Raw genomic sequence first — 25,198 nt, 5'->3', positions numbered from 1 at the left:
CTCCACACGGCTAAAGCCGTGGGGTTCTCCCACTGGGGGTTGAGTCCACGAATAGCGAGAGGCTCGCAGGTTCGTCGTCACGTGGGACGATGACCTGCGTGTCGGGCTGTGCCAGTCCAGCCCCCGCTTTGGACAGCGGTTTCGAGAACTTGCCCAAAGCTCGTTTCCCGATATTCAGCGCACCGTTCTTGTCCGCGTTGTCGTCCAGTCCACATTCGGGACACTCGAAGCGTCCCTGCGTTGCTCGGACATCTTCACAGGCACAGCGGTTGCACGTCTTCGACGTGTCGTATTCTTCGACCAACTGTACGTCGATGCCTGCGTTGTGGGCTTTGTACTCGATGTAGTCAAGCAGGCAGGCGAACGGCATCTTGTGGGTTTTGTCGGTGACGTACCGCCCTTTGTCGTTGTCTCTGCGAATCCCACCGAGATCGCCCACCACGATAACAGCGTTCCGTTCGTCGGCATCTTCCACGATGTGGCGAGCAATCTTGTGGAGATGGTCGTCTACTTTCCGTGCTTCGGCGTCTCCGATACGTTCGACCACCTGCTGGCCCTGTCGAGGTTTTGCTTTTCCGATTTGCGGAGTTGCTTGTAGTGTTCGCGGATGCAACGGACTTCTTCGCCGTAAAACGTCGTTTTGCGGTCGGAGAGGAACGCGCAGGTAGCAGGTAGCAGGTAGCAGGTAGCAGGTAGCGACCCACCGTGGCCCATGTCGATAGCCAGTACGTCGTCGGACTCGTCTTGGACGGTCACAGACCGTTTGACGACGAGATGGACGTCCCAATCACCGTCACAACACACCAGTTCGCTGTCTCGGTCTCGAAGGTTCCCGTTACGGACGAGTTGTTCGTCCTTCCGCGGAACGTGGGCCGGACACCAGATGGAGTTGCCCTGTCCTTTGTCGGGGTCGTAGACCGGGACTTTCATGCACCACGACGAGAGAACGGTGTCTTCGTCATGAGACACATCGAACACGTCGTTTCGGAGGACGACGGGTTGTTCCGTCCCGGACCGGGATTGGGGTCTTTCTGCTGTTGTACCTTCGACGCCTGCTGGTCGGTTGCCGAGTACAGGTTGGCGTCTCCGTCTCCGCCGTGGACCGCCGTCTGGAACGTCTCATATTCACGGGTGAGCAGGTTAGATTTCCTGTTGGTGAGCGAGTGGAGTGGAGTGGAGTTTGACTCGCACCGTGGTTTGGACTGTCTGTTGCATGGTTATTCACCTGTTTTGCTTGAGCGTCGATGGACTCCTCAATGACTTCGCTGGATACATCGCCAGCACCTGAGACAAAGTACGAGCGCGTCCACAGCGACGGCAAGCCAAAGTCGAACTCGTCCCGAAGCTGACGTGATGAGTAGGCTTTGACCTGTTGCATGATTTTGTTCGGGGCAAGTGTCGGGTCGCCCGTGATGAACAGATGTACGTGGTCGGGACAAATCGCCAACTCCAGTGTCTCCAATCCGAGTTCGTCGGGTTTCTCCTCGATGAGTTCTTCGAGACGGCCGCGTACCTCGCCTCCGAGTACTGACTTGCGGTACTTTGGACACCAGATGAAGTGGTACTGGAGTTTGTGGACGTTGGTACATTCCCGGTCGAATCCACGAGGCATCGTCAGTATCTAGAATTCTCTCAGCTAAATGTTACACAAACATCTAACCTCAGACGTGGCTACGAGCGTGGATAGATTCCCAGCTGTCGGGTTCATCCACACGCGTAACCGGGTGGGCTTTCGCCTCGATACCGCTGTAATTGCGTTTGCGGTAGCCGGGCAGATTGTCTCGATCGTCGTCGGAGCCGTCCCACGAGTTGAAGGCTTCAGCGAGCTCCTCCAGAACACGCTGACTGGACTTACTGTGCAGTCTGTTGTACTCGTTGTGGGTCTTCAACTCGTCTTTGAGGTCTCCGTGATCGGGATCGGGATCGGGGATTTCACCTGCTTGATTCCACACTTCGCGGGAGTGGTATTTAGCGACATTCCAAAGCTTGCTGGCACTCCACCCGTGCCCGTGCTGGTCGAGCATCTCCTCTACCTGCGACTGTGAGTGGTTGAGAATGTTCGCTCGGTGGGTGCGGTGGACTTCCAGCATCTAGAACGCTCTAATAAACGATAGTTGTGCTTTAAATGACCGTTCTGGCTGAGAACGGTAGCATATCCAAGCCTACTATTGATGATTGATGATGGATTGTGGAGTGGGTTGTCGGATTTATTCCGCGCCTGACGACGCCAGGTATTCGTCTTAGTATTTATAAATGGGTTTGTAAACTCACACATAAAGCGAAGTATGAGTATGTATGACGTATCAAACATGGCACTTGGAGCGCAAAGCGCCGTTGATCAAGATGGCGTAAGCAATCTCCTGCGAGGGGCACGGTTTGAGTTGATGCCATTCGATAGCTTCGGTGACGAGCTGGAATCACTGCCAGCCGGATCGAGCATCGCGATCACAACATCACAGCAGTTAGGCATTGAACAGACCGTTGAGCGTGCGGAGGAGGCAGCAGTTCAAGGATATGAAGTCGTCCCACATATTGCTGCACGGTATGTCGAAGATAAGACACAGCTTGCGTCAATCGCAGAACGGCTCAGCGATGCCGGCGTTAGCGACGTGTTTATTCCAGGTGGAGACAGGGAAGAGCCCGCTGGCGAGTTCACGTCTGCATACGACCTATTAGAGGCACTTGATGAGCTTCCACACTCATTTGAAGAGATTGGAATTACAGGTTATCCCGAAGGACATGATTTTATCGGAGAAGAAGAACTTGCGACGGCGATGGATCGGAAGGCGCCACATGCGACATATGTCGTGACACAGTTGTGTTATGATCCAGAGACAATTCTCGAGTGGGTTGAATCTACCCGTGAACGTGGGGTTGATCTCCCGATTGAGATTGGTATTCCTGGTGTGATGAACTATCAAAAACTCCTCCAGATCTCACAGAAGGTCGGAGTTGGCGATTCAATCAAGTTCCTTCGAAAGACAACTGGTATTTTCGAGTTTGTTCGACAGCTCGTCGGCTCACGAGGAGTATATAAACCGAATGACCTCATTGATGGACTTTCCCCGTATGTCGAAGATGAGTATTATAACATCCGTGGTGTCCACATCTATACGTTCAATCAAACGCCTGATCTTGAATCATGGCGACAGACCCGACTTAGCTAGAATCAGAATAATATAGTGACAAAATAGCCACGAAACTGTCCTTGTATCAATGTGAACTACCCCGACTTACTCGCTCACTTCGTTCGCTCCTTGAGAAAGGCATTTTACTCTTGAATTTAGATAATCTTGCTCTTATCAGTAATTTGTGGATAGTATATTTAATTAGTAGTTACCTCTGCGGGCAGTGCAATCTTTAGCGTAGTTATCTCTAAACAATAGCCCACCGCTATCTCAGATCGCTTCTTGAGGAATGGGACTTAGCCTACAGGGCTTAAACAGTGCCACCAGGCTCTTTCGATATGGCTGTTAGTATATAGATGATGTCAACAGAGTTTGATCCTGACCGTATTCAGACGGTAACATTTGATTCGTATAGCACACTGGTCGATGTTGAGGCGGCTGAGCAAGCGCTCAAAGAGCGCGTTGAAAATCCAAGACCAATCTCACAATTATGGCGATCGCGCTCACTTGCATACACCTTTGTTGCAAATCAGATTGACGCATATCAGCCATTTTATGAAGTGAATCGAGACGCACTTCAATATGCACTTGATGCGCACGATGTTGCGCTATCATCAAGTGAGCGCGATGAAATCCTTGCTGTATATCATGAGCTTGATGTTTTTGATGACGTGCGTGATAGTATCAGTCGACTTGATGCAGCCGGGTATAGCTGTTATGTTCTATCAAATGGGAACCCCGAGATGTTATCTACAATGGTCGAACACACCGGAATTGGGGATAGTATATCCGGGACAATCAGTGCTGCAGAGGTATCGACATTCAAGCCTGCTGCGGAATTGTATCAACATGGCGCAGCTCGGACTGGCACGCCGATTGATGCAATCGTGCATGCCACTGCAGGATGGTTTGACGTTGTTGGCGCTGTACATGCCGGTGCACAGGCAGTTTGGGTTGACCGGAAAGAGAGACCATCTGAGCCGTTCGGTCCTGACCCGCATCTGACAGTCGAGACCCTCACCAAGATGTGTGATGCTCTCGGTGTCTGAATATGTATACTGAGTTTCATTGATTCATCGATTAGCTGCATTACTACACCAGAACAAAATATGATAGAGCAGTCATAGCATGTTGGTGACGAAAGATGAATACCGTCAGATTGCATGAATCGCAATATGGTACTTCCGGATGTTTTTCTTGCGCCAATAGGGCTCCTGGCGCTTGCAGCACTCATACCAATTCTCATTGTCTATTTCATTCAGCCGGATCCACGTCGTGTTGAGCTGCCGACGGTTGAGCTGTTATTTGAAGATACACAACAAGACGCCTCGCGACCACTGTTTGACCGACTCAAGCGGAATCTGTTATTGCTGCTGCAGATTCTTGTCGTTGTCTTGCTTGCAGTATCAGTCGCTGGACCATATATCTCTGTTGCAGAGTCACAGACTGTGTCTGAAACAATAGTTGTAATCGACGGTAGTGCAAGCATGCAAGTTGATACCGACGATGGAACGCGATTTGCAGCCGCGATAGCCGCTGCAAGAGGAACCACGAGCAGCACTAATTCCGTCATTTTTGCTGGACCAACACCATCGGTTGTCCTTCGATCTGGCGGCGCATCAGAGGTACAGACAACACTGGCAGAGTTACGCCCGACTGATGCGCCTGGAAATCTCAATGCAGCAATCTCACGGGCCACTGCTATTGCTGGGGAGAACGCACGGGTTGCGGTATTCAGTGACTTCGCAGGTGACCGTTGGCGTCAGGCTGTGCAGTCAGCGCAAGCACGTGGTGTACAAGTATCACTTCAGCAATTTGATGGTGGAGGGTCAAACGTCGGTATCACCGCGCGGTCATTCAGCCGATCAAATGTAACACTAACCGTGCAGAACTTTGCTGACAGCGAAGTCACACGTACTATCACACTTGGATCAACTCAGACATCGATGAGATTTTCCCCTGGCGGTGTACAGCGAGTGACGCTTCCAGTCCCCGCTGGTGGCGGTCGTGCTCAACTGACACCAAGGGATGATTTTTCGATTGATGATGTCGCGTATATTGCGGCGCCATCAGACCAGCGTGTGGATGTATTGTTGTTAAGTAATGATCCGAATAACTACTTGACGACGGCATTGTCTGTTATTGAGGAAGTATCACTAACGGTTGCACAGCCACCGACAGCGGTTGAAAGAAACTATGATGTGATTCTTTATAGCGATCTTGAATCAGAACGCCTTCTTGAGGGGAATGTCGAAGCAGGGCGTGATGTTCTCGCCGATGGTGGAGGTGTTGGCGTTATCGCACAACAGTCGCCACCGGCGGCATATCGTGATCTTCTATTAATTGATCCACGAGGGACAGGATCAAATCCAACCCTTGATCAATCACAGCAAAGTGAACTTACACGAGGGATTGCATTCACGCCACCAGAGACATACTTATCTGGGTCATTAACCGGAGGGCAATCGCTTTTGAAAACGACAGATGGAACACCGATCCTTGCGACAGAAAGGCGAGCAAACGGGCGAGTACTGTATTATGGAAGCGTTGTCGATAATGATCCGTTTCGATTTAATTACCAATATCCAGTCTTCTGGAAACGTGCTATATTCTATCTTGCCGGGCGTGAGCCGTTATCAGCAATCAATCAAAATACAGGTGCGCAGTTACAGTTTGAGAACGTGACCACGGTTGAGACGCCAGATGGTGATTCTATCGAGGGACAAGTTATCCCGCTCAAACAGACCGGATTTTACTCTGTTGGCGGGTCTCAGCGTGGTGCATCGCTATACAGTGCAACCGAGTCAGCAGTGACAGTTGAATCACTTGATGAGCAATCCTCTGATGTCGACGCGCAGACGCGTGAGCAGGAGTCACAGGTCCCTCGTCCGCTTGGGTGGATGATTATTCTTGGCGGAATCACTGTCGTCATTGGAGAGGTTGTGCTACTTCGGCGACGAGGTGATTTATGATGATATATACCAGCACACTGACTCATATTTCCCCGCTTGCTGTTCGAACGTCGTTCGGTGATATCGGTGTTGGGCTTAATCGACCGCTTGCGCTCATTGCCCTGCCGGTTGCAGTTGTAGTTATTATTGGACTGATTCGGTACCGTGCGTCTGGGACTGCCTCAGCTCGAAGTCGGCGACTCCTTGCTGTATCGCGAATCATTGTTATTGCATTACTCATACTTGCAGCTGCTGGTCCGTTCACTGTGATCACGATGGAAACGACGGGTGATCCATCTGTGTCATTACTTGTCGATCGTTCAAATAGCACTGCTGTTGGTCCAAATCAAACGGAAGAATTAGTTGAAGGAATTGAAGATGAAGGAATACCAGCGACTGTTTCGACGATTGCCCGTGGAGAGCGCTCACCGATTGGTGATGGGGTTGCTGCTAATCTTCAGGAGAATGGGTCGGTGGTCGTTGTTTCCGATGGGCAGACAACCGATGGGCAATCATTATCAGCGACCGCAGAATTCGCACGGTCAGTCGATGCCACCATCAGTAGCGTAACATTCGAGTCAACAGAGACTGAGCGATATATCACACTCACAGGTCCATCGAAAACGAGTGTTGGTGTTGAAACTCAGATTCTAACCAGAGTTCGTGGTGTCGAAGCGACTGATCCAGTGACAGTGACAGTCAGTATCGATGGTGAGCAGGTTACAGAGGAAACGCTTGATAACGGAACTGGACGCGTTCCTGTCAGGCATACATTTGAGTCGGTTGGCGCACACGAGATTACTGCGACAATCGAAAGCGATGACACATACTCGGAAAATAACATCGCTCGCTCAACAGTCCGTGTTGTTGAAAAACCAACAATATTGTACGTTTCACAACAAGACTACCCACTACAATCATATCTCCAGCAGTTGTATACCGTTGAAACGGCTAATGAAGTCCCTGAAACATTGGATCCTTACTATGCGGTTGTCGTTCAGGATACGGCAGCAGATGATCTTGGGAATGTGGAGCGACTCCAACGATTCGTTATCGATGGAAATGGTCTCCTCATGGTTGGAGGTCCAAATGGCTTCGAGGGTGGTGGATATGATTCATCATCAATTGGGACGATACTTCCAGTCCAAGTTGGTGAGGGAACGCCAGGGAGCGCACGTGTTGTACTCGCAATCGATGCGTCCGGAAGTACTGGAAGTGGAATGCAAATTCAAAAAGCAGTCGCACTCAGCGCACTTGATCAGTTAGGTGACTCAACAGGTGTTGGAGTCGTTGGGTTCAGACGACAAGCATATGCGGTATCTGAGCTCAAGCAGCTCACTGAAAATCGCGATGCAACACGTCAACGTATTCGACAGCTTCGCGCCGGTGGGGGGACAAATATCGCGAATGGGCTCCGTGGTGCAGAGGAGATGCTCAATGGACAGCGCGGGACAGTCATACTCATCAGTGATGGTGTTGACGCTCAAAGTCGGGCAACGGTTGTTGCGGAGTCACTTGGAAGACAAGGAGTGCGCGTGATTACTGTCGGCGCAGGACAGCGTGTAAATGAGCCGCTACTGCAACAAATTGCCGATATTTCTGGCGGGACATACTTCCAGGCGAATGAGACCGACCGTCTTCGGATTTTATTCGGCGGAAGTGGTCGGCAATTTGACGGGGAAGGGTTGACAATCGTTGATTCAGGACATTTCATCACGAGTGGTACTGAAGTGACAGCGACCCCTGATCAAGTAAATGATGTATCTGTTCGCCCTGGAGGAACATTCCTTGTTGCTGGCTCAAATGGGGATCCAGCAGTCGCCGCATGGCGGTACGGACTTGGACGTGTTGCGACCATCACAACATATCAGTCGGGCGGCGGTCTTGGTGGACTTCTCAACGAACCAGATTCATTGCTTGTTACGAAGTCCGTCAATTATGCAATCGGAAATCCAGAACGAAAGACAACGGGGATAACCGGCGCTGAGGACACTCGCGTTGGCTCACCAGCTACAATTACATATCGTGGGGATGCTCCGCCAGCAGATGCATCAATCTCATTCCGCGCAGTTCGTGATGGCGTTTATCGGGCAAGTGTCACCCCTGAGACACAGGGATTCAAACAAGCCAGTGGAGCGACATATGCTGCAAATTATGCTGCTGAGTATGCCGGGTTTGGAACGGCGCCAGCCCTGCGCGACGCAGTTAGATCAACCGATGGTCGTCAATTTGAACCGAGTGATACCGCTGAGATTGCAGAGTTTGCACGTCAACAATCAACGCGAGTTCGTGATGTTGAACAGCAATGGGGATGGGTATTTGTGACCCTTGGACTCATTGTATTTGTCACTGAGGTTGTAATTCGGCGGGTTCAAATATACCAGGGTCGTACGCGACAGGAGAGTGGACTCACATGAGTATAATTGGGCGATCAATTAATATTGGATTGGTGCTGATACTGTGTCTGACTATTGCTGGTACTGCCGGAGCAACGTTGTTTTATCAAGAATCAGTCGAGGGGCTTGACACAAAGAACAGTCAGCTTCAATCACAAAACGAACAACTTCGAAGTGATCTATCAGAAGCTCGAACGGATCTACAGGAAACGAGACAAAGAGTACAAGAGCTGAATGAATCATTAGAGACAGCGCGTGGTGACGTGTCACAGGTGTCTGGAAATCTCCAACAAACCGAACAGCAACTGTCAGAGACACAGACTGAACTCGCGAATGCAAAACAAGATCTTCAAGCTGCAGAGCGTCGGGCTAATTCGCTCGAATCAAGGGTCCAAAACCTCCAGTCAACTAATCAAAACCTCCGAGGCGAGGTTGATGACCTCCAATCAGAGGCTGAAAATCTACGAAATGAAGTGTCAGATCTTGACGGGCAGGTCTCAGATCTCCAAAGTGAGGTTTCAAGTCTCGAAAGTAGAAATGATGAGCTTGAGAATCAAAATCAGCTCCTCAGAGAGCGGCTTAATGATGCCTGTCGTGCTATTGAGGGTGATAAGCCACCTGCATGTCGGTGATATCAGATAGTATGACTACTACATTACACGAACCATCTAACACGAATTTATTGACTACATGACAGACGACAACGACCCACCTGTTGATCAGGATCAACATACAGATGGAAATGAGAATCACAATGGTGATCCTGAGTCAGCGCACTTCGACTCCGATCCGTTCGGAATCGATGAGAATCCTGATGATGGTGTCGACACAGAAAACTCAGCGCAAGCGACTGGTAATGAAAGGACCGATAAAACTGTAAATACAGACACTAATGCGCTCACTGGTGGGGTGAGTAACAATTTAGATACAGAGACCACTGATGTGGCACCCGACAATCGTCCTGGCGATGGCATAGAGACCCAGCAACAACAGATCAAGCGCGCACTCAGTGAGATTCGCAAGGAAGGGCTCAAAATCGCAGTTATTTATGCAGTTGTCGACGCTGCTATTGCAACACTTCTTGTAAATGCCATTTCACTGTTTGTGGGGATTCCGTCAGGGATCCCAGCTCGCGTTCCGATACCATCAGGAATCGTGACAGTGCTTCAAGATATCGCTGGAATCGCAGTTACAGAACCAAGTATCGCGACTGGAGCAGTACTTGGAGTTGGTGTCGGATTAATCATTATTCCTATTGAGGTTGGAATTCGAGTCCGACGTCCCTTGGTCGATCAGTTTGCAGCCGCGAATCCATCACTGCAGGAGTCCTTGCGGACCGCTCGTGATGCAACTGAAGCCAATCGGCAATCAACAATTGTCAAACGATTATATGATAATGTGCTCACTGGACTTAATCAAGCCTCAAGTCTTGGGCTAATCGACCTGCGACGGGTTGCAACGGCTGTGGTTATTCTTGTGATTCTCAGCGGAGCAACAGTGCAGTTAGCAGTTGTTGATTTATCACTTGATGAATTTGGAGCAGACTCAACGGTAACTATTGCTGGTGATCGTGAAAGAACTGAATATTCTGGATTGCAGAATGGGTCTTCAATTCTTGGTGAGGAAACAAGTGTTCGCGAGGGACAACAGACACAAAATGCAACTATCTCGACGAGTGGATCTGATGGTGGAGAAGATAGAAATCGTGATTCACCTACCGCGTACGCAAACAGTGGGTTTAGTGCCGAGGATGTCCAGACTCAACAAGCTGCTTTTGAAGGCGAGGAGGCAGTTCAAAATGCAGCACTTATCAGGGAATACAATCTCGAAATTCGGCAAAACAATGATAGAGCTGATAGGTGATACGACGACATCATCTAACCGATCACGGGTCAGGTGACCCGTGGAACTCTCGCTGAAATCTTTAGAAATTGAGTGAGCAAATGATTTTATTATGTTGAGCTACTCAGATGAGCAATATCGATTACGCGTAATGAATCTGACATACTGACTCACTTGTTCGTGAGCTTCAGATAATTAGATGAAGGTTCAGGGATCCCTACTGTGGTCATTTGCATGATAGATATGTTACGCTCCGATTAGATTATATATCTATACTATATATTTACGATTGTCATTTGCCCGGTTTTTGAGTATAATAAGATATCCACGATAGTATATTAGCCAGAATTGAATTATAGCCACTTGTAATGCCTGAATCAGAATTAAAACCAACATCGATAATATCAGTAAGCGTGACAGAAACACTGAAACAGTCAAACCGATGAGTGAGACTAATATCGACGTCGATGTCGACATCGACGGATTACAGGATCGTCTTGCTCGCGTTCGTGAAGAAGTCAGTAAGCGGATTATTGGACAAAAGTCAATTGTTGAGCAACTTTTAGTATGCATTCTCGCAGATGGGAATGCGCTTCTTGAGAGCAACCCTGGTCTCGGGAAGACAACAATGATCCGGACAGTTGCTGACGTGACCGACTTAGATTTTTCACGCGTACAAAACACGCCGGATTTGATGCCATCAGATATCACCGGGACCGAGATAATCCGTGAAGCAGGTGGCGAACGCGAGTTTGTCTTTGAACAAGGACCAATCTTTGCGAACGTCGTTCTTGCAGACGAAATTAATCGGGCAACGCCGAAAACACAGGCAGCATTACTTGAAGCAATGCAAGAAAAACAGGTAACAGCAGCCGGTGAGACATATGACCTCCCTCGTCCATTTTTTGTTCTTGCAACCCAAAACCCAGTTGATCAAGAAGGGACGTATCCACTTCCAGAGGCACAGACGGATCGATTTTTGTTGAAACTTGTTTTAGATTATCCGTCGGCAGGCGAAGAGCGTGATATCGTCACACTATATGCAGAAGGTGAATCGGTTCCACCTGTTGACCGCGTGCTGACGCGTGATGAACTTTCGACGATACAGTCACTTGTTCGGGAGGTACCTGTTGCGGATGACATTCGTGATCAGGCAATCGAGCTTGTCAGATCCACACGAACCGCAAATGCGGTTGATTTCGGTGCCAGCCCACGTGCAAGCATGGGACTTATTCAAACTGCAAAGGCGCGGGCATTCCTTCAGGGTCGTAACTATGTTTCATGGGATGATGTGGCGACAATGGCACGTCCGGTGTTGCGACATCGGATTTTGCTCGATTTCCGTGCTGAGCGTGAAGGCATGTCGAGTGATGATGTGATTGATGATCTACTAATAGAATATACGTGATTGACCCAACATTTCTCTCGGAGGTTGACCGATTTGATGCGAGTCTCGAACAGGAAGCAACGGGGATTCAACGTGGAGAACAGGAATCACCGGATGTTGGTGAGGGACTTACGTTTAGTGATTATCGGCGATATTCGCCAGGTGATGATACACGACTCATCGACTGGCGACTTTATGGACGAACAGGAGAGTACTATATTAAGCAATTTGAAGAAGAACGAAGCTTAACGGTTCATATACTTATCGACGCGAGTGCATCGATGGATTATGGCGATAAGGATATAAATACACATAAATTTGAATTCGGAGCGAAACTTGGATTAGGATATGCATATCTCACTGCCGAAGCGCATGATGATTTTAAATTCTCACTATTTAGAGATAGACCTGAACGGATTGACGCTGGGACATCAACGCGCGGAGAGGTGCTTGGATTAATCGATCGGATCAATGAAACAACTCCAAGAGGAGAGACTGACTTTGCCACGGCATTGGAATCATACGTCGGATTAATCAACTCACGATCACTCGTCGTTATCATTACAGACTGTCTGGGTGACCTCGATGCACTTGAAGATGGACTCGGATCTGTCTCACAAAATAATGTTATTCTCATTCAGTTACTTGCACCAGGAGAGGTTGATCCTGACCCGGCTGGTGATACAATTTTTGAAGGGATGGAGTCTGATGTGAGCCAGCGGACGTATTTTGGTGGACGTCTTCTTGAGCGCTATCGTGATCGTATTGATGCATTCATTGATGATGTAGAGGCTCGGACACAGCGACTGCGGATAACGCACGCATTTGTGCCGACAGATCAGGACTTTTTTGATGCATTTGCAACAACGTGGATCGGATAGGTCGTGATTTTTGAATATAGACACAATGATAAAATATTGAATCAAGATATCGAAAATTGTACGCGATGTTATTTTCAGTTGATACAATTATATTAGTCATACTGACACCGTTCACTCAGAAAGGCAATGATCACTATCTATCATCTCAGAGACTATCAGGAGTGATACAGCAGTGCAACTGCCTGCGCGCGAGCGCTTTCACAACGGTCAGATGGCAGGGTACGTCAGACGCAAGTCAGACAATGGCAGATAACACACACAAGAGTGGCACATTTCGAGGCGAAGATATTTAGCTTTTGTCGCGGTCGATGTAGATATGCAGCGAGAGGATCCAGGCGCAATCTTCCGTGAGATATATCGTCAGCTTATCGGTCCGATTGAGGATCGACGTGAGGTATATCTCGGATTTGGTCTGTTCTTTATTGGTGTCGGATTGGTCCTCGTGTCGATTGTCGCGTTCCTGTGGAGCACGACATACCCGAGTGCTGATCCAGTTAAATACGTTTTTCGAGAGATTGCCGTGACAGCTGGTGCAAGTGGAATCCCCGTTATCTTACTTTCGACCGCCGTGTTATTGCCGGTTTCGCGGCGCGTCGACATTATTGGGACGGGAGGTGTTATTACGTGTTTATTCGCAACCACGCGGTTTGTTGCAGTATATCCACGAGCTACAGCGTGGAATCAAAGTAGTAGTTTTATTGTAAGCGTCTATGCAGTCGGTGCTGTCATTGTATTAACAGCTGCCGGAACGGCTCTCTCCGGGTATCGCATTGAGATGGTCGCAAATGCAACAGCCACACAGAAATCAGAAACGAGCGACAGCGAAGCAACGAGTGAGTCCGATAACAACGAAGATGAGATTTCAGATGAGCGCGTCGAACGACAGATTGAGAACGCGATGGCAGCCGCCGAACTCAATTGGGGCGGCGTTGAGCGTGATGATGGTCAAACACTCCAGTTCACAACCAACGAGGACGAATATGATGCGCGCAACGTCACAGAAGCAGGGGTAAAAGAGTCACGCGGCGGAAGTGTCGACGATGCTGTTGAGGGATTACAGGGTCTTCGAGGCGATAAACGTGAGACCGAGAGCGGATCAGACACCTCTGAGCAGGCAACAGCATTGTCAGATCTCAGAGCGAACCTCGATGAGTCGGCAGATAAAGTCGGTGAAAATGAACCGCGGTCGGACACAGATTATGATGGACCAATCAAGCCATCACCACTCAAACCGGCAAATCAAGGTCCAATCCAGCGGATTCGACGGTTCATCCAGTCACTCATCCGATAAGCATTTACTGACGGTGTGACTGTATTTTAGTATCATCTTCACTCTCAGTATATCCTGAGCTTGTCTGAGCGTCGCCAAATAACAATACTGCTTGGGTGAATCTATCTTAACGGGTCTTGATATGAGAATAAACGGTGAAGGTTTTTATCCATTCATTCTGAGTAAGTGATATGGCCAAAGGCCTAGATGTCGGTACAATGAACATTCTGTCTGCTGAGCCTGAGGACGACGGAACGAAATTTGTTCAGCAGCGCAACTCGTTTGTTGAGATCGAATACAGCGACATGGCAGAACAGATGCTGTCGCGAAGTCAAGTACTCCATATCCGTAAGGAGGATAAGGTGTACGTCGTCGGCGACGACGCCCTCAATTTCGCGAACATATTCAATAAGGAAACACGCAGACCAATGGAGGTTGGGATCCTCTCAAGTGATGAGTCATCAGCAATTCCGATGATCAAACTGATTACGGAACAGGTAACCGGAAACCCATCAGCCCCAGACGAGAAGCTATTCTTCTCCTCACCGGCGGATCCAATCGATTCAGATGTATCAACATTATATCATCAGAAGACGCTCGAATCGATGATTTCGGACATGGGATACGATCCAGAGCCGATCAATGAAGGGATGGCTGTTATTTACAGTGAACTTGCAGATAACAACTTTACGGGACTTGGGGTTTCATTTGGTGCCGGTATGACGAATATTTGCTTGTCATACTATGCGGTACCCGTCATGAAATTCTCCGTTGCCCGCGGTGGGGACTGGGTTGACCAACAGGCTGCACAAGCAACCGGGACACCAGTTGATAAGATAACATCAATAAAAGAAGACGACTTCACGCTTGATTTCACGACTGATGTTGGTGGTGTTGAAGGAGCGCTCTCAATTTATTATGAGAATATGCTCAACTATGTTATCAATAGGATTGCCGAAGAAGTTGATGAGGAAGATGTCGAAGAGAATCTTGACGTACCCGTTGTTGTAACGGGAGGGACTTCAAATCCAGACGGATTTGAAGAGTTATTCGACAAGCATCTCCGTGACGTTTCAATTCCGTTCTCTATCAGCGATGTACAAAGTCCTGATGACCCACTATATAGTGTTGCTCGCGGAGCGCTTGTCGCTGCTAGATCTGAAGAGGAATCTGATAGTTCAACTGTCAGTCAGCCATCGCCTTCTTCTGAGTGATTGGAACATAATAACATTGGTCTGAATTCAATACCGCAGATATGATGCGATTCCGGGATTAGCTGACTCAACAGAGTATGTGCTTGCCGCCTCATCACCAGGATATGTGGATGAGGACATTCTGCTCAACTTTGATATAGATAATGTAGATTTCTGATATGGTCGATTTGAAATTTATTTTGAGATAATAATAGCATACCAGGTTCGTATATGCCATTCAGTCAGTGTTAATATTCGCAGAATCTCGGACTGTCCAGCGACTGCTAGTTTTATAGACGAAATATAATACTGATGTATACGTTCTATGATTAACTATCGGATTCGGAGTCAGCGCATTGAGTTGTGTCACTCTCATCGTCATCGTCATCGTCATGATCATCGGCATCCTCATCCTCATCGTCATCGTCTGTATCCTCGGGACTTGTATCTGAGCCTACATCAGAACGAGACTCAGTGTCTGTATTGACATCTGGGTCATCATCGGCATCAATAGACCCATTTGTATCTTCTGGGTTAGTGTCAGAAGCGGCATCGTGGAAGCGGTCAAGTGCATCATCCCACGTTTCCGACTCTGGCTCGGCTGATACTGGCGATGTCTCGATATCTGCAAATCCACAGTGGTCACAGTACACAGCTGTTGACCCACCGTCGATGGAGATGCTTGTGAGCTCTGTTCCACAACGCGGGCAGTCCATAGATGGTTCTTCTATTCCATGGTACTTCTTGTTTCTCCCCATCATCTCAGTCAATAATCAAGTATGAGTAGAATATCGGTTTGCTCAGATGGATCATTACTGAACTGCTCTGAGGTCAATCACTGAGACAGTCTGTCTGGTTTCTCTGTGAATAACCGCTTCAGGTTCGTCTCATAATTGTAATATATTGGAGCTCTAATTGTGATTTCTAAAGTCATGAGCTTTGGTTTTCATTTAGATCAGTCTAAATTTGTGATATTATGGATACGGGACACACTCTTGACATCCTCCCCGCGCTGAAGCGCGAGTATTCCTTCGCGGGACAGCACGCCGTGTGTCCCCGACCCTGGAGGCACCCTGACCAAGACCACACGGTCACGGGGGTCTCAACCGTGGGTTGTGAGTCGTGCGTCGGACCTCGTTTGAGGCGCGATGTGTTTGAGTATCCGCTTGCACCTCACAGACCGTGCCATCGACCCGACTCAACCACTGCCACTGGGGTTGAGTAGCCATCCGACGCAGGGTTACTGTTTGATGTGATGATGGGGACCAGATCCTAACCCAACTCAACTCCAGTTTTTGTCTGACGTGCTTGCGATGCGGTATGCTATTAGCTATCATAAAACCCGTTGTTGGAGTCTCTACTGTCGATTCATCCTCGCGCTAAAGCACGGGCTTTCTCTTTGTACGGTCCAGCCTGGACCGTAAGATGATCTCTGAGAGCTGTCGAGCGGGGTCTGACAGCATTAACATAAGTAGCCTCTCTCAACAGCCAGTGAGAGCGTAGGCAGGTATAAGAAATATTGCTCTCTAGTATCTAGTATCCAGTTTCAGTTTCAGTCCTGCTCAGCAGCGTTCACCTGTTCGCTCGCTGTCTGTTCTGGATATGATACATTATCTTGAGGCTCAATCAAGAGAGTGCGATCAAGGATGTCCTCCTCAATGGACATGCCTAGCTCACTGCCTGATTCAACACCGTCTTTCGTTGCATTCATTAAGATAGTTTGTGCATCACGGACCGCTTCTTCTGGGCTAGGTGTAATCTGGTCATATGTGCCGTCGCTGTTCATCACCCATCGTCGTCGATTATCGGTGAGTGTCACCGCAAGGATATATCGAAGTTGTCGGCGGATGTGTGGGGCATCCACCGGAGTGACTGCCTCAACACGATTATCAAGATTACGTGTCATCCAGTCTGCAGACCCAGTATACCATGTTGGGTCACCACCATTTTCAAAGTAGAATATTCGTGAGTGCTCAAGAAATCGACCAACGACGGAATGAACTGTAATATTATTACTCACATCTTCAATCCCTGGTCGAAGGCGACAGATGTCTCGAACAATCAGGTCAATGTCGACACCAGCCATTGATGCCTGATACAGTTCGGCAACAATGTCAGGATCTTCAAGTCCATTTATTTTCACCACGATACGGGCAGGGCGCCCAGCACGTGCATGTTCTGCCTCGCGGCGAATACACCGGACAAACCGTTCACGCATTGTCACAGGGGCAATCAATAATTTCCTGAATTGATCACTGAGTGTTGGACCGGTAAAAGAATTAAATACCTTCGTAAGATCCTGTCCCACATCGTGATTAGAGGTCAACACGCCAACATCAACGTATCCCTTTGCAGTCTCAGAGTGGTAGTTTCCGGTTCCAACGTGTGAGTATAGCTGTACACCATCCTCTTCTTCTCGAACGACTAACGCAGTTTTTGTATGAGTTTTCAGTCCAACAGTACCATAAGCAACGTGAATCCCTTCCTCTTCGAGTCGGCGTACCCATTCGAGATTATTTTGCTCATCGAACCGGGCTTTAAGTTCAACCATGACGGCGACTTGCTTGCCATTATCAGCAGCGTCGATTAGACTCTGGATGATTTTTGAATCACTTGCTGTTCGATAGATAGCAGCCTTCACTGCGAGCACGTTGGGGTCATGCGCAGCAGCCTCCAGAAAATGATGGACGGTGCCATCAAATGAGTGATATGGGTGATGAACAAGGATATCATCTTGTTTAATTTCAGTAAAGATATCTGTGGGTTCATCACGAGGGTCAACGCCTGGTCCACGCATAATTCGGGGGTGGGGTTGTGGCGTCCATGATGGGGTTTTGAGATCTGGACGATTGATCTCAGTGAGCTCGAATAACGAGCGGAAATCAATCGGACCCTGACGATAGAATATCTCCGCATCGTTCACATCGAGTTGTTCTTTCAGTACGGATACTGATTGCTTCGGCATATCAGCTGCAACTTCAACTCGAACGACTGTTGCGAATCGTCGTTGTTCAAGTACCTCCTCAATCATATTGATGAGATCCTCAGCGACTTCCTCGTCGCGTCGAACCTCCGCGTTACGAGTGACTTTGAACTTCGAAACATCAACGATATCAAGATTTGGCAGGAGAAGGTCAAGATTTGCCTCAATCAAGTCCTCGATAAGAATATAGTCATGCTCCGTATCAGGAATGTCAACGAATCGTGGTTGATTCTGCGGGATTTTGATTCGGGTGAATGTGAGTTCTTCATCACTTGTTTCACGTGAGAGAACAGCGAGTGATAGCGAAAGATTCGAAATAAATGGGAAAGGGTGGGCAGGATCAAATGCAAGCGGAGTTAATGTTGGTAGCACAGATTCTTCGAAGTAATCTCGAAGTCGTGTTTGCTGTGATTCAGTGAGTTCGTCGTGTGTTTGAATATGAATACCTTCGTCCGCAAGCTGCGGTTTGAGTTCATTTTCCCAGCAGGCAGCCTGTTCACGAAACAGTGGTCGCGCTGTATCGAGGATATCAATCCATTGTTCGCGGGGGGTCTGACCATCTGGTGTTGTCTCCGTTACCCCTGCCTCGATTTGTTGTTTCAACCCACCAACTCGTTTCATGAAAAATTCGTCTGTGTTCTTTGTAAAGAATGCGAGAAAGCGCGCACGCTCGAGTAGTGGATTGCGCGAGTCTAATCCCTCAGACAGCACACGTTGTTGGAATGCAAGTTCTGATAACTCCCGGTTTAAAAAGTACTTCTCGTCTGTAATATCAATAGAGCTCATGAGTTGGGTTCGTAATCGAAATGCGCCTATATTGGCATAAATTTCTGACGACTACTTGATTGTGAGTTTATCTTTTACTCATATTTGTACATACTGCAATGATTTCTCTGTGGCAGGTAGTCACCCCAGTTAGATATTCTGAGGATTAACTTTGAAATCTAACTTGTATTGGTCGCTAGTGAGCTATCAGGATGACTTATCAAGTGAATAAATATATTGTATGGTACATGCGAAGAGGTATCTAAACATGCTTGTGATCAATATGATAAGTCTCTACCAGTGTTGTCAACTTATGGGAAGCGCAATTCAAAAACCACTACCGAAGATCAAGACTGACAGCGCATGTCGCTGCGAGGAGGGGATGGTGACTGCTCCCACAAAGGCGCGGAGAGCAGCGGTGAGGGCGTACAGCGGGAATTGTACTCACAGTTCATAGCGGGTACTGCACCGCCATTTATTATATCTGTATGTAGGTTTAATAATTCACCAGATGGTTCTCTCAACTGGAAACAGAGGATGAGATTCGACAAAGATTGTCTGTCTATCTAATTATTAATTGGGTTTATCTGAATGGCATTGGGTAGGGATAGTTCGTAATTTTGAGGTTTAGGAGATGAAATACCAACTTCATATGCCAATTGTGAAGTAGTTCACATATCGTGTGTGAGTGACCCATCAACACCATCGGTATCAATCTGAATTTCAAATGAATCATGCACAATCCAGAATTCTCGTTTGTGATGACCATCAGACATAGGATTGATCCGAGCATCAACGATGCCTGCGTCAGTGAGACGGTCAAGCCGTCGGTATGCGGTCGGTCGAGACATTGAACACGCCTCGACAAGGGTATCGACCGGCTGTGGATCCGAATTAAGTGCACATAACAGCGCACAAACGTACTCATCTGCAAGGAGATCGATTAATTCTCCACTTGGTACGGATGTTTTTTTATTAGTGGTCTGGAGACCACCCGATTCATCAAGCGAACCAGTTGGATATGCATTTGTCGTCATCACACACATAATAGATATACTCCATCCAAATGCTGATGGAAATACTGACTGTTTGTGAACTGTTGTCACAGCTATCAGTATTGATTATCCAAGTTATTGGGTCATCTGAGGGGGTGTCACATATTTATATTAAATGACGGATCAGTTGTTACATAGCATTAGAGCATCATCAAGCGACTATTGCGGTCATAGTTCAGTAATATTACCATTCATCTGAGCTACTCACCTTCACGAATATCGGTCAAGTCCTCGAACGCAATCACAGGGCAGTTGCTCTCACGAGCTTCCGCGACCAACTCGTTGCTGAGGTGGTGTAGGATCAGTTTGAACCGCCCCTCCTCTTTGCGCCCTATAGACTGGATATTCTGGTGTGCCCAGCGCGTGCCGCACTGCTGAAGCTCACCACGCCGTTTTTTATTCGCGTCGCCAGTGGTCAAACTCGTCGCCCGTCCAGAACGTGCCTGTGCTGGTGACTGCGAGGTTGTTTACGCCGAGGGCAACCCCGACTCGAGAACCGTTCCGCTCTCGGTAGTCGCCTGTTCCAACCTGTCGGACTCTACTTTCGTTTTGCAGTGGATATGAGACATCCAGTCACAGTCTCGATAATGCAGTTCCGCACCTGTGGTTTCGTATTCGTCTGAAAACAGATACTCCGATTGCGGTGTCTCACTATTCTTCTCGGGCAAGATATAGTCGGCTTCAATGCGACCGTCTGTGGTGGCGAGGCTCACGTAATCGTCATAGAACGTGGCGGTTCGGTGGTCGTAGAGTAGACGACGTGAGGGCTGTGAACCGTGGTTTGGACGCTGACGCTTTCTTGCCTTGACTTCTTTCCAGTGTTCTACAACGTTTTTGCAGGCTTTTACTGTCTTGTTCCGCGCGGCCTGCACCAGCCCACCATTGAACCTGTTTGTTTTTTCTCGTACACCGTCATAGGTTTCGTCGTCCAACTGTGTCTTGTTGGTAGTAACATACTTATCTTCAAACGCGTGGTCCATAACGTACTGAGCGCACCAGAGAAATGTGTTGACGGTGGCTTCGAAGAGTGCGGCGTCGGTACTATTCACATCAAGCGCAACAGGTACGCTGCGCTGCAGTTTGATATTTTATATGTATGACGGTTGGTTCTTATCCGGTGGGGAATCAGCGTGCTACAGTGGCGTTTTTTGAATTAAGATTGTCGGCTTCATCCCACGATCAAAGCCGTTGGTTTTCTATAATGTTGATTGAGACCACATAGATTGAATGTTTCTGTGGTAGAAACAGATGATTATTATTTAGACCAGGCAGAAATAATGTGAAGGCGTGACAAGCCATCCTGCAACCGCGCAGTTTGAGCAGGTCAGATGGAGATCTTATATTGAGATTAATCATATCTATGCTGATACTCATACTCCACTACTATCCACTCGAATAGCAGGTGGAAGAGTAATTATGCAGTATCGCACACCTGTACGACCATTCAGGGAAGCGAGTCGAGAATCAACGATCATCGGGTAAAATAGCTCAGCATATCCATGAACATTGGATCATCTCAGAAACAGAAGGATGCAGCGAAAAAAACAGAGACAACGACACCGACGAAGACGGAGACGGAGACGGAGACGAGAATGGGTGGTGACCGTGACCGACAAATTCTGATTGCTGGCGATGGTGTTACTGCGACGCTGACGGCTGGATTTATCAAACAAGCCGGTCTGAACCCACTGCTCGCAAGCGTCGGTGCGGACCCTATCCGAACGGGGAGTGTCGTTTTTTGGAAGCCAGGATTGCAGTTACTTGAGCGGATTGGGCTTCGGCGCCCGATTGAGCGGCATGGGCACGGGTTGAGAGAACTCGTCTATCATGACACGACAAAGTCAACAGAGAAAGTGACTGAACTCAGTAAGACAACCTCAACGGAGCCATCGCTGGTTGCGATTTCACGCTCAGATCTTGAGGATATCTTTGAGTGGTCCATCCGAGAACGTGTCGAGACAACAGATAGAGTCGTGAGTACAATAACAGGAACAACAGACGATGGAGCAGGTCAAACCTCATCAGATTCCACAGCGTGTGCGAGTTTTACTGACGATATTACCGAGCGATTCGACGCGATTGTGGCTGAACATTCCGGTGTGCTTGCAACGAAGACAAACGCTGAAAACTCATACGGCAATGTACATACATGGTCATTTAATTGGCCAGCAACGACACCCGCTCCAGCGAACCCAATTGAACTATGGGATACTCAGACTGCTGCATTTATCATTCCAACTGGGACCGACGTGTGGGTCCGACTTGTGGCTCGAGATGACACCTCAGCGGAGGCAGCAATCGGAGTGACGAAGTTTAAATCACGATTCGGGAAGCTATTCAATACAGTTACAGACCCCTTTGATGAGCTTAATCAGCATGATATTCAATATGGACGAGTGAGCGATAGTCATCCGGTATCAATCGCTATGGACGGTGTTGCACTCGTTGGAGCCGGTGCCCGATCAGGCGTCCCAGGAGATCGATTATGCCCAACGCTTGGGTGTGAAGACGCATGGGTTCTTGCAGATGAACTTGCATACGGTCCTGAGGCGGTTGAACAGGCACTATCAAGATATGAGCAGCGACGACGACAGCGGATGAAAGAACTTGTCAATGCAGTTCCAACATCCCCGTCCCGACTGCCAACAGATTGCTCAACATTTATTCGCCGACTCGCTGGACGTCGGACGATTGCGTTTGGAAACGTATTCGAGTGTTCAATCCCAGCGTCAGTCCAATCAAGTATCGTTTGATCACTCACACCAACACGGATAAGATGTGAACTACCTCGGGATCATGCCCTGTGGGATTCGCCGTGTGGTTCTGTAAATTAGTTCACAACAGGAAATTCGTAGACTTAACCGCATGAAATCCTGATAGACAAATTTTGACCATCTCAGGAGACCTCTAGTGAACTAAAATGAATTATGCTAAATCCCTTATTCGAGTTTCAATCTCGATTCAAAATGCTGAGCTTTGCCTCGTATTTTTGTATGAGTCAATATAGATAGCCTCCGGTTGGTCAGAGGGTAATCTCAGTTGACATCACAACTACATGGGTGTATCAGAGTATTATAGATAGATGTCAACGACACCATCCTTGACTCAGCCTGACGAACAAACAAATGACAAATCTGAATCTGAATCCCAACCCGATCATGACGGTAGAGATGATTCGGTGGATATACAGGAACAACAACAGCCATGCAGTGAAACAGCAGATATTATCACGACAACGGTAACGACGGAATCTGGGGACACCGGTGCGCCCCCACAGCTTCGACTTGTTGACGATGAGTTCGCTCGTGCGATCATCACAACGCTCTGTGATGGTGCAAAACGAGGACGGGAAATAGCATCTGTCTGTGATGCCTCTCGACCAACCATTTATCGTCGACTGAATAGACTTGAATCGGCTGGATTCGTAAAAACAACGCAGACAACCGGACCAGACGGACACGAATGTAAGGAATTTCAACTTATTCGGCATCGACTAACGGTCTCAATTGACGATGGGTCAGTCGTTGTTCGGGCACACCCACAGACTTGATTTCCACCCACGACTGAACTCGTGGGATTCCTCTTGTGGGAGTCTCAGTCGATCTGATACACTCCAAGAGCTACACTCCCGCTCCCGTTCCCGCTTGATGCGGTACTCTGGGTTGTGTATTCCTCGGTGGTTGTTGTCTCCACAAGGGAGGGCAGGCTATGATTTTCCCGCCAGTCATGGTTGTCCCAGTTGAGGGACACGGCACGGACCGTGTCATCGACCCAACTGTGGTGTTTTGCTGTCTCAGGACCGACTTTGACGCTCCCAAGTCAACATATCCCTCACCTCAAACCCGCACGGGCACCCAACGCCAGCGAGTCCTCGTGATGAATCGCCTCTCCGTATGTGCCACAGTCACAGTCGGGACACGTACTGGTCGTTACGGACATACGTGCGAAGCACTGCATTCGTCCGTCGTCTTCGGTGCCCCAGTCCAGTATCCCGGCGGTGATGGTTTGTCTTGGAGTTTTCCAGTGTAGTACTTTTTATTATCGGACAAGAAAGACCGCCACTCTTTCGAGTTCTTGCGGAGGATTTGCTGGGCGACACTACTCTACTGCTGAGAACGGCTTTGATCTTGCCTTCGAGACTGCCTGTGCCGGCGTCCCAGACGCTTTTGTCTTCAAGGAAGTGTTGGTGTGGCGTCGAGCGTAGTTTGTCTCGTTCTAGAGACTCCCAGTCACAGTCCCAGAAGCGTCCAACCACTGAACGAACACCTCACGCTCTGTGACGGAGCGTGGGCGAACGGTGAACTGGTTGGCTCGCTTCATTATCATAGATTACGCAGTATTTGTTTCTAACCGTATGGTATGGATTAGCGTTGGAGGCTCAGGCCTACTATCGAACGTGGATTGTGGAGTGGGTTGTCTGATTTATCTCACAAGTAAACTCGTGGGCTTTCTCCGTGAGTTTCTGTAACTCAGTATATACTGACCGATCATATACGTGCAGTTAGCACAATTTGAGTTGAACTAGTTTGTCTTATGCACTCACGACGCTCACAATTAATCTCAACTCTACAGTATGTCAAGTCGTTATTCCAACCGTATGATGAGTCACGTTCATCTTCAGTCAATACTCTATGTTTTCTTCAGATATACACATGATTTGTGGAGGATAACGTAGATCGCTGTAGGATCCCGATAGTTACCGCTGGTTTCCATTATTAGTATATCAAGTAGCATTGAGTTCCGCCAATTAAGTGAACTACCCTACCCTACTCACTCACTGAGACGGTTGTATCAGTTCGTTCCTTGAGGGTAGGGCTTCCGTGCTCTCGCATTCGACTGTCTGCTTCTACGGCAGTATCTGAAAGCAGTGCATCACGGTGATACTCGCCCTCAGAGATACCAGTCTCCACAGACATTCGTTCGGACTGTCCCAGCCCAGTCCTCACTCTTTCTCTTCAAACTCCACTCCCAAACGCTCTAATCCGAGTCGCTGAACTTCCAAAGACGCATTATACTCCCTGTCTACTGTAAGTCCACAGCTTGGACAGGAATGTTCTCGAACCCACAATGGCTTGTCCGACTCGACACCACACTTCGCACACCGCTTTGTCGTCCCTTCTGGTAGGACTTTCACGAGATGGCACCCATTCTTTTTGCCGTGTCGCTCGAATGCTTGGATTGTCGCATACCACGACATTGCAGCGATATTCCGAGCATTTCTATCCTGCTCAGTCATCGCAGCCACATCCAAATCTTCGAGAAACACGGCATCGTATTCTTGGGTGTCCCAGTGAGCAAGCTTGTCACGATCACGATAATCCTCTTCGTCTCTTCGATTTGTCAATCG

At 48.3% G+C, this 25,198-nt stretch carries 18 protein-coding genes and 4 pseudogenes; 13 read left to right on the top strand and 9 right to left on the bottom strand.

Annotated features, from left to right (window positions below):
- Positions 1–10: 10 nt before the first annotated feature.
- The 3 pseudogenes from J07HQW2_RS20100 to J07HQW2_RS14150 all read right to left on the bottom strand — a co-directional run.
- Positions 11–1,215: pseudogene (locus tag J07HQW2_RS20100) on the bottom strand (RNA-guided endonuclease InsQ/TnpB family protein).
- Between the two features lie 16 nt (positions 1,216–1,231).
- Positions 1,232–1,612: pseudogene (gene tnpA, locus J07HQW2_RS14155) on the bottom strand (IS200/IS605 family transposase); the annotation flags it as partial.
- 136 nt (positions 1,613–1,748) lie between these two features.
- Positions 1,749–2,090: pseudogene (locus tag J07HQW2_RS14150) on the bottom strand (RNA-guided endonuclease TnpB family protein); the annotation flags it as partial.
- Between the two features lie 219 nt (positions 2,091–2,309).
- On the opposite strand from J07HQW2_RS14150, the gene J07HQW2_RS14145 reads away from it, so the two are divergent.
- The 10 genes from J07HQW2_RS14145 (at position 2,310) to J07HQW2_RS14100 (ending at position 15,069) form a co-directional block, all read left to right on the top strand.
- Positions 2,310–3,167, top strand: coding sequence for a methylenetetrahydrofolate reductase (locus J07HQW2_RS14145; RefSeq protein WP_048075709.1), 858 nt, complete (start codon positions 2,310–2,312; stop codon positions 3,165–3,167).
- A 317-nt stretch (positions 3,168–3,484) separates the two neighbouring features.
- Positions 3,485–4,177: a haloacid dehalogenase type II gene (locus J07HQW2_RS14140; protein ID WP_048075316.1), complete on the top strand. Its 693-nt coding sequence runs from the start codon at positions 3,485–3,487 to the stop codon at positions 4,175–4,177.
- Positions 4,178–4,303: 126 nt separating this feature from the next.
- Positions 4,304–6,100, top strand: a complete 1,797-nt coding sequence (locus J07HQW2_RS14135; RefSeq protein WP_048075315.1) for a vWA domain-containing protein — start codon at positions 4,304–4,306, stop codon at positions 6,098–6,100.
- Positions 6,097–8,496 (top strand): VWA domain-containing protein, encoded by a 2,400-nt coding sequence (locus J07HQW2_RS14130; RefSeq protein ID WP_303704181.1) that lies wholly within the window; start codon positions 6,097–6,099, stop codon positions 8,494–8,496. The genes J07HQW2_RS14135 and J07HQW2_RS14130 overlap by 4 nt, the downstream gene beginning before the upstream one ends.
- Positions 8,493–9,107 carry a hypothetical protein gene (locus tag J07HQW2_RS14125; protein ID WP_021056267.1) on the top strand — a complete coding sequence of 205 codons (615 nt, stop codon included), beginning with the start codon at positions 8,493–8,495 and terminating at the stop codon, positions 9,105–9,107. The genes J07HQW2_RS14130 and J07HQW2_RS14125 overlap by 4 nt, the downstream gene beginning before the upstream one ends.
- 58 nt (positions 9,108–9,165) lie before the next feature.
- Positions 9,166–10,338: a DUF7502 family protein gene (locus tag J07HQW2_RS14120; protein WP_021056266.1), complete on the top strand. Its 1,173-nt coding sequence runs from the start codon at positions 9,166–9,168 to the stop codon at positions 10,336–10,338.
- Between the two features lie 421 nt (positions 10,339–10,759).
- Positions 10,760–11,725 (top strand): AAA family ATPase, encoded by a 966-nt coding sequence (locus J07HQW2_RS14115; protein WP_021056265.1) that lies wholly within the window; start codon positions 10,760–10,762, stop codon positions 11,723–11,725.
- The gene (locus J07HQW2_RS14110; protein ID WP_021056264.1) at positions 11,722–12,585 is read left to right on the top strand and encodes a DUF58 domain-containing protein; all 864 of its coding nucleotides are present in this window, start codon (positions 11,722–11,724) and stop codon (positions 12,583–12,585) included. Before J07HQW2_RS14115 ends, J07HQW2_RS14110 begins: the two co-directional genes overlap by 4 nt.
- 316 nt (positions 12,586–12,901) lie before the next feature.
- Positions 12,902–13,876 carry a cell division protein CdpA domain-containing protein gene (locus J07HQW2_RS14105; RefSeq protein WP_021056262.1) on the top strand — a complete coding sequence of 325 codons (975 nt, stop codon included), beginning with the start codon at positions 12,902–12,904 and terminating at the stop codon, positions 13,874–13,876.
- A gap of 170 nt (positions 13,877–14,046) precedes the next feature.
- On the top strand, positions 14,047–15,069 hold the full coding sequence (locus J07HQW2_RS14100) for a disk-shape morphogenesis protein volactin (protein ID WP_021056261.1): 1,023 nt from the start codon (positions 14,047–14,049) through the stop codon (positions 15,067–15,069).
- A gap of 308 nt (positions 15,070–15,377) precedes the next feature.
- Here J07HQW2_RS14100 and J07HQW2_RS14095 read toward each other — a convergent pair whose 3' ends face one another.
- The 4 genes and pseudogenes from J07HQW2_RS14095 to J07HQW2_RS14080 all read right to left on the bottom strand — a co-directional run.
- Entirely contained in the window at positions 15,378–15,764 is a 387-nt protein-coding gene (locus J07HQW2_RS14095; RefSeq protein ID WP_021056260.1) for a hypothetical protein, read from the bottom strand.
- Positions 15,765–16,600: 836 nt separating this feature from the next.
- Entirely contained in the window at positions 16,601–18,817 is a 2,217-nt protein-coding gene (gene ppk1, locus J07HQW2_RS14090; protein ID WP_021056259.1) for a polyphosphate kinase 1, read from the bottom strand.
- A gap of 650 nt (positions 18,818–19,467) precedes the next feature.
- Positions 19,468–19,833: an ArsR/SmtB family transcription factor gene (locus J07HQW2_RS14085; RefSeq protein WP_303704179.1), complete on the bottom strand. Its 366-nt coding sequence runs from the start codon at positions 19,831–19,833 to the stop codon at positions 19,468–19,470.
- 227 nt (positions 19,834–20,060) lie between these two features.
- A pseudogene (locus J07HQW2_RS14080) lies at positions 20,061–20,936 on the bottom strand (RNA-guided endonuclease TnpB family protein); the annotation flags it as partial.
- Positions 20,937–21,350: 414 nt separating this feature from the next.
- Between J07HQW2_RS14080 and J07HQW2_RS14075 the strand changes: the two are divergent.
- The 3 genes from J07HQW2_RS14075 to J07HQW2_RS18965 all read left to right on the top strand — a co-directional run bounded on the left by J07HQW2_RS14075 (position 21,351) and on the right by J07HQW2_RS18965 (position 23,880).
- On the top strand, positions 21,351–22,604 hold the full coding sequence (locus J07HQW2_RS14075; RefSeq protein ID WP_021056256.1) for an FAD-dependent oxidoreductase: 1,254 nt from the start codon (positions 21,351–21,353) through the stop codon (positions 22,602–22,604).
- Between the two features lie 329 nt (positions 22,605–22,933).
- On the top strand, positions 22,934–23,401 hold the full coding sequence (locus J07HQW2_RS14070; protein ID WP_021056255.1) for an ArsR/SmtB family transcription factor: 468 nt from the start codon (positions 22,934–22,936) through the stop codon (positions 23,399–23,401).
- A gap of 158 nt (positions 23,402–23,559) precedes the next feature.
- On the top strand, positions 23,560–23,880 hold the full coding sequence (locus tag J07HQW2_RS18965) for a hypothetical protein (protein WP_021056254.1): 321 nt from the start codon (positions 23,560–23,562) through the stop codon (positions 23,878–23,880).
- A 737-nt stretch (positions 23,881–24,617) separates the two neighbouring features.
- On the opposite strand, the gene J07HQW2_RS18960 is transcribed toward J07HQW2_RS18965, so the two are convergent.
- Positions 24,618–24,767: a hypothetical protein gene (locus J07HQW2_RS18960; protein ID WP_021056253.1), complete on the bottom strand. Its 150-nt coding sequence runs from the start codon at positions 24,765–24,767 to the stop codon at positions 24,618–24,620.
- 26 nt (positions 24,768–24,793) lie between these two features.
- Positions 24,794–25,195 carry a zinc ribbon domain-containing protein gene (locus J07HQW2_RS18955; protein ID WP_021056252.1) on the bottom strand — a complete coding sequence of 134 codons (402 nt, stop codon included), beginning with the start codon at positions 25,193–25,195 and terminating at the stop codon, positions 24,794–24,796.
- Positions 25,196–25,198: the final 3 nt, after the last annotated feature.

Source organism: Haloquadratum walsbyi J07HQW2 (assembly GCF_000415985.1).
GTDB classification, from domain to species: domain Archaea; phylum Halobacteriota; class Halobacteria; order Halobacteriales; family Haloferacaceae; genus Haloquadratum; species Haloquadratum walsbyi_B.
Note: the sequence above shows the minus strand (reverse complement) of the source record. Positions and strands in the feature narration are given on the sequence as shown.

Excerpts from the sequence above, each read along its gene's own strand:
- J07HQW2_RS14095 (WP_021056260.1), bottom strand. The coding sequence starts at position 15,764 with ATGGACTGCCCGCGTTGTGGAACAGAGCTCACAAGCATCTCCATCGAC.
- J07HQW2_RS14130 (WP_303704181.1), top strand. The coding sequence starts at position 6,097 with ATGATGATATATACCAGCACACTGACTCATATTTCCCCGCTTGCTGTT.
- J07HQW2_RS14075 (WP_021056256.1), top strand. The coding sequence starts at position 21,351 with ATGAACATTGGATCATCTCAGAAACAGAAGGATGCAGCGAAAAAAACA.
- J07HQW2_RS14100 (WP_021056261.1), top strand. The coding sequence starts at position 14,047 with ATGGCCAAAGGCCTAGATGTCGGTACAATGAACATTCTGTCTGCTGAG.
- J07HQW2_RS14120 (WP_021056266.1), top strand. The coding sequence starts at position 9,166 with ATGACAGACGACAACGACCCACCTGTTGATCAGGATCAACATACAGAT.
- J07HQW2_RS14070 (WP_021056255.1), top strand. The coding sequence starts at position 22,934 with ATGTCAACGACACCATCCTTGACTCAGCCTGACGAACAAACAAATGAC.
- J07HQW2_RS14115 (WP_021056265.1), top strand. The coding sequence starts at position 10,760 with ATGAGTGAGACTAATATCGACGTCGATGTCGACATCGACGGATTACAG.
- J07HQW2_RS18965 (WP_021056254.1), top strand. The coding sequence starts at position 23,560 with ATGATTTTCCCGCCAGTCATGGTTGTCCCAGTTGAGGGACACGGCACG.
- J07HQW2_RS18960 (WP_021056253.1), bottom strand. The coding sequence starts at position 24,767 with ATGTCTGTGGAGACTGGTATCTCTGAGGGCGAGTATCACCGTGATGCA.
- J07HQW2_RS14140 (WP_048075316.1), top strand. The coding sequence starts at position 3,485 with ATGATGTCAACAGAGTTTGATCCTGACCGTATTCAGACGGTAACATTT.
- J07HQW2_RS14125 (WP_021056267.1), top strand. The coding sequence starts at position 8,493 with ATGAGTATAATTGGGCGATCAATTAATATTGGATTGGTGCTGATACTG.
- J07HQW2_RS14135 (WP_048075315.1), top strand. The coding sequence starts at position 4,304 with ATGGTACTTCCGGATGTTTTTCTTGCGCCAATAGGGCTCCTGGCGCTT.
- J07HQW2_RS14085 (WP_303704179.1), bottom strand. The coding sequence starts at position 19,833 with ATGACGACAAATGCATATCCAACTGGTTCGCTTGATGAATCGGGTGGT.
- ppk1 (WP_021056259.1), bottom strand. The coding sequence starts at position 18,817 with ATGAGCTCTATTGATATTACAGACGAGAAGTACTTTTTAAACCGGGAG.
- J07HQW2_RS14105 (WP_021056262.1), top strand. The coding sequence starts at position 12,902 with ATGCAGCGAGAGGATCCAGGCGCAATCTTCCGTGAGATATATCGTCAG.
- J07HQW2_RS14145 (WP_048075709.1), top strand. The coding sequence starts at position 2,310 with ATGGCACTTGGAGCGCAAAGCGCCGTTGATCAAGATGGCGTAAGCAAT.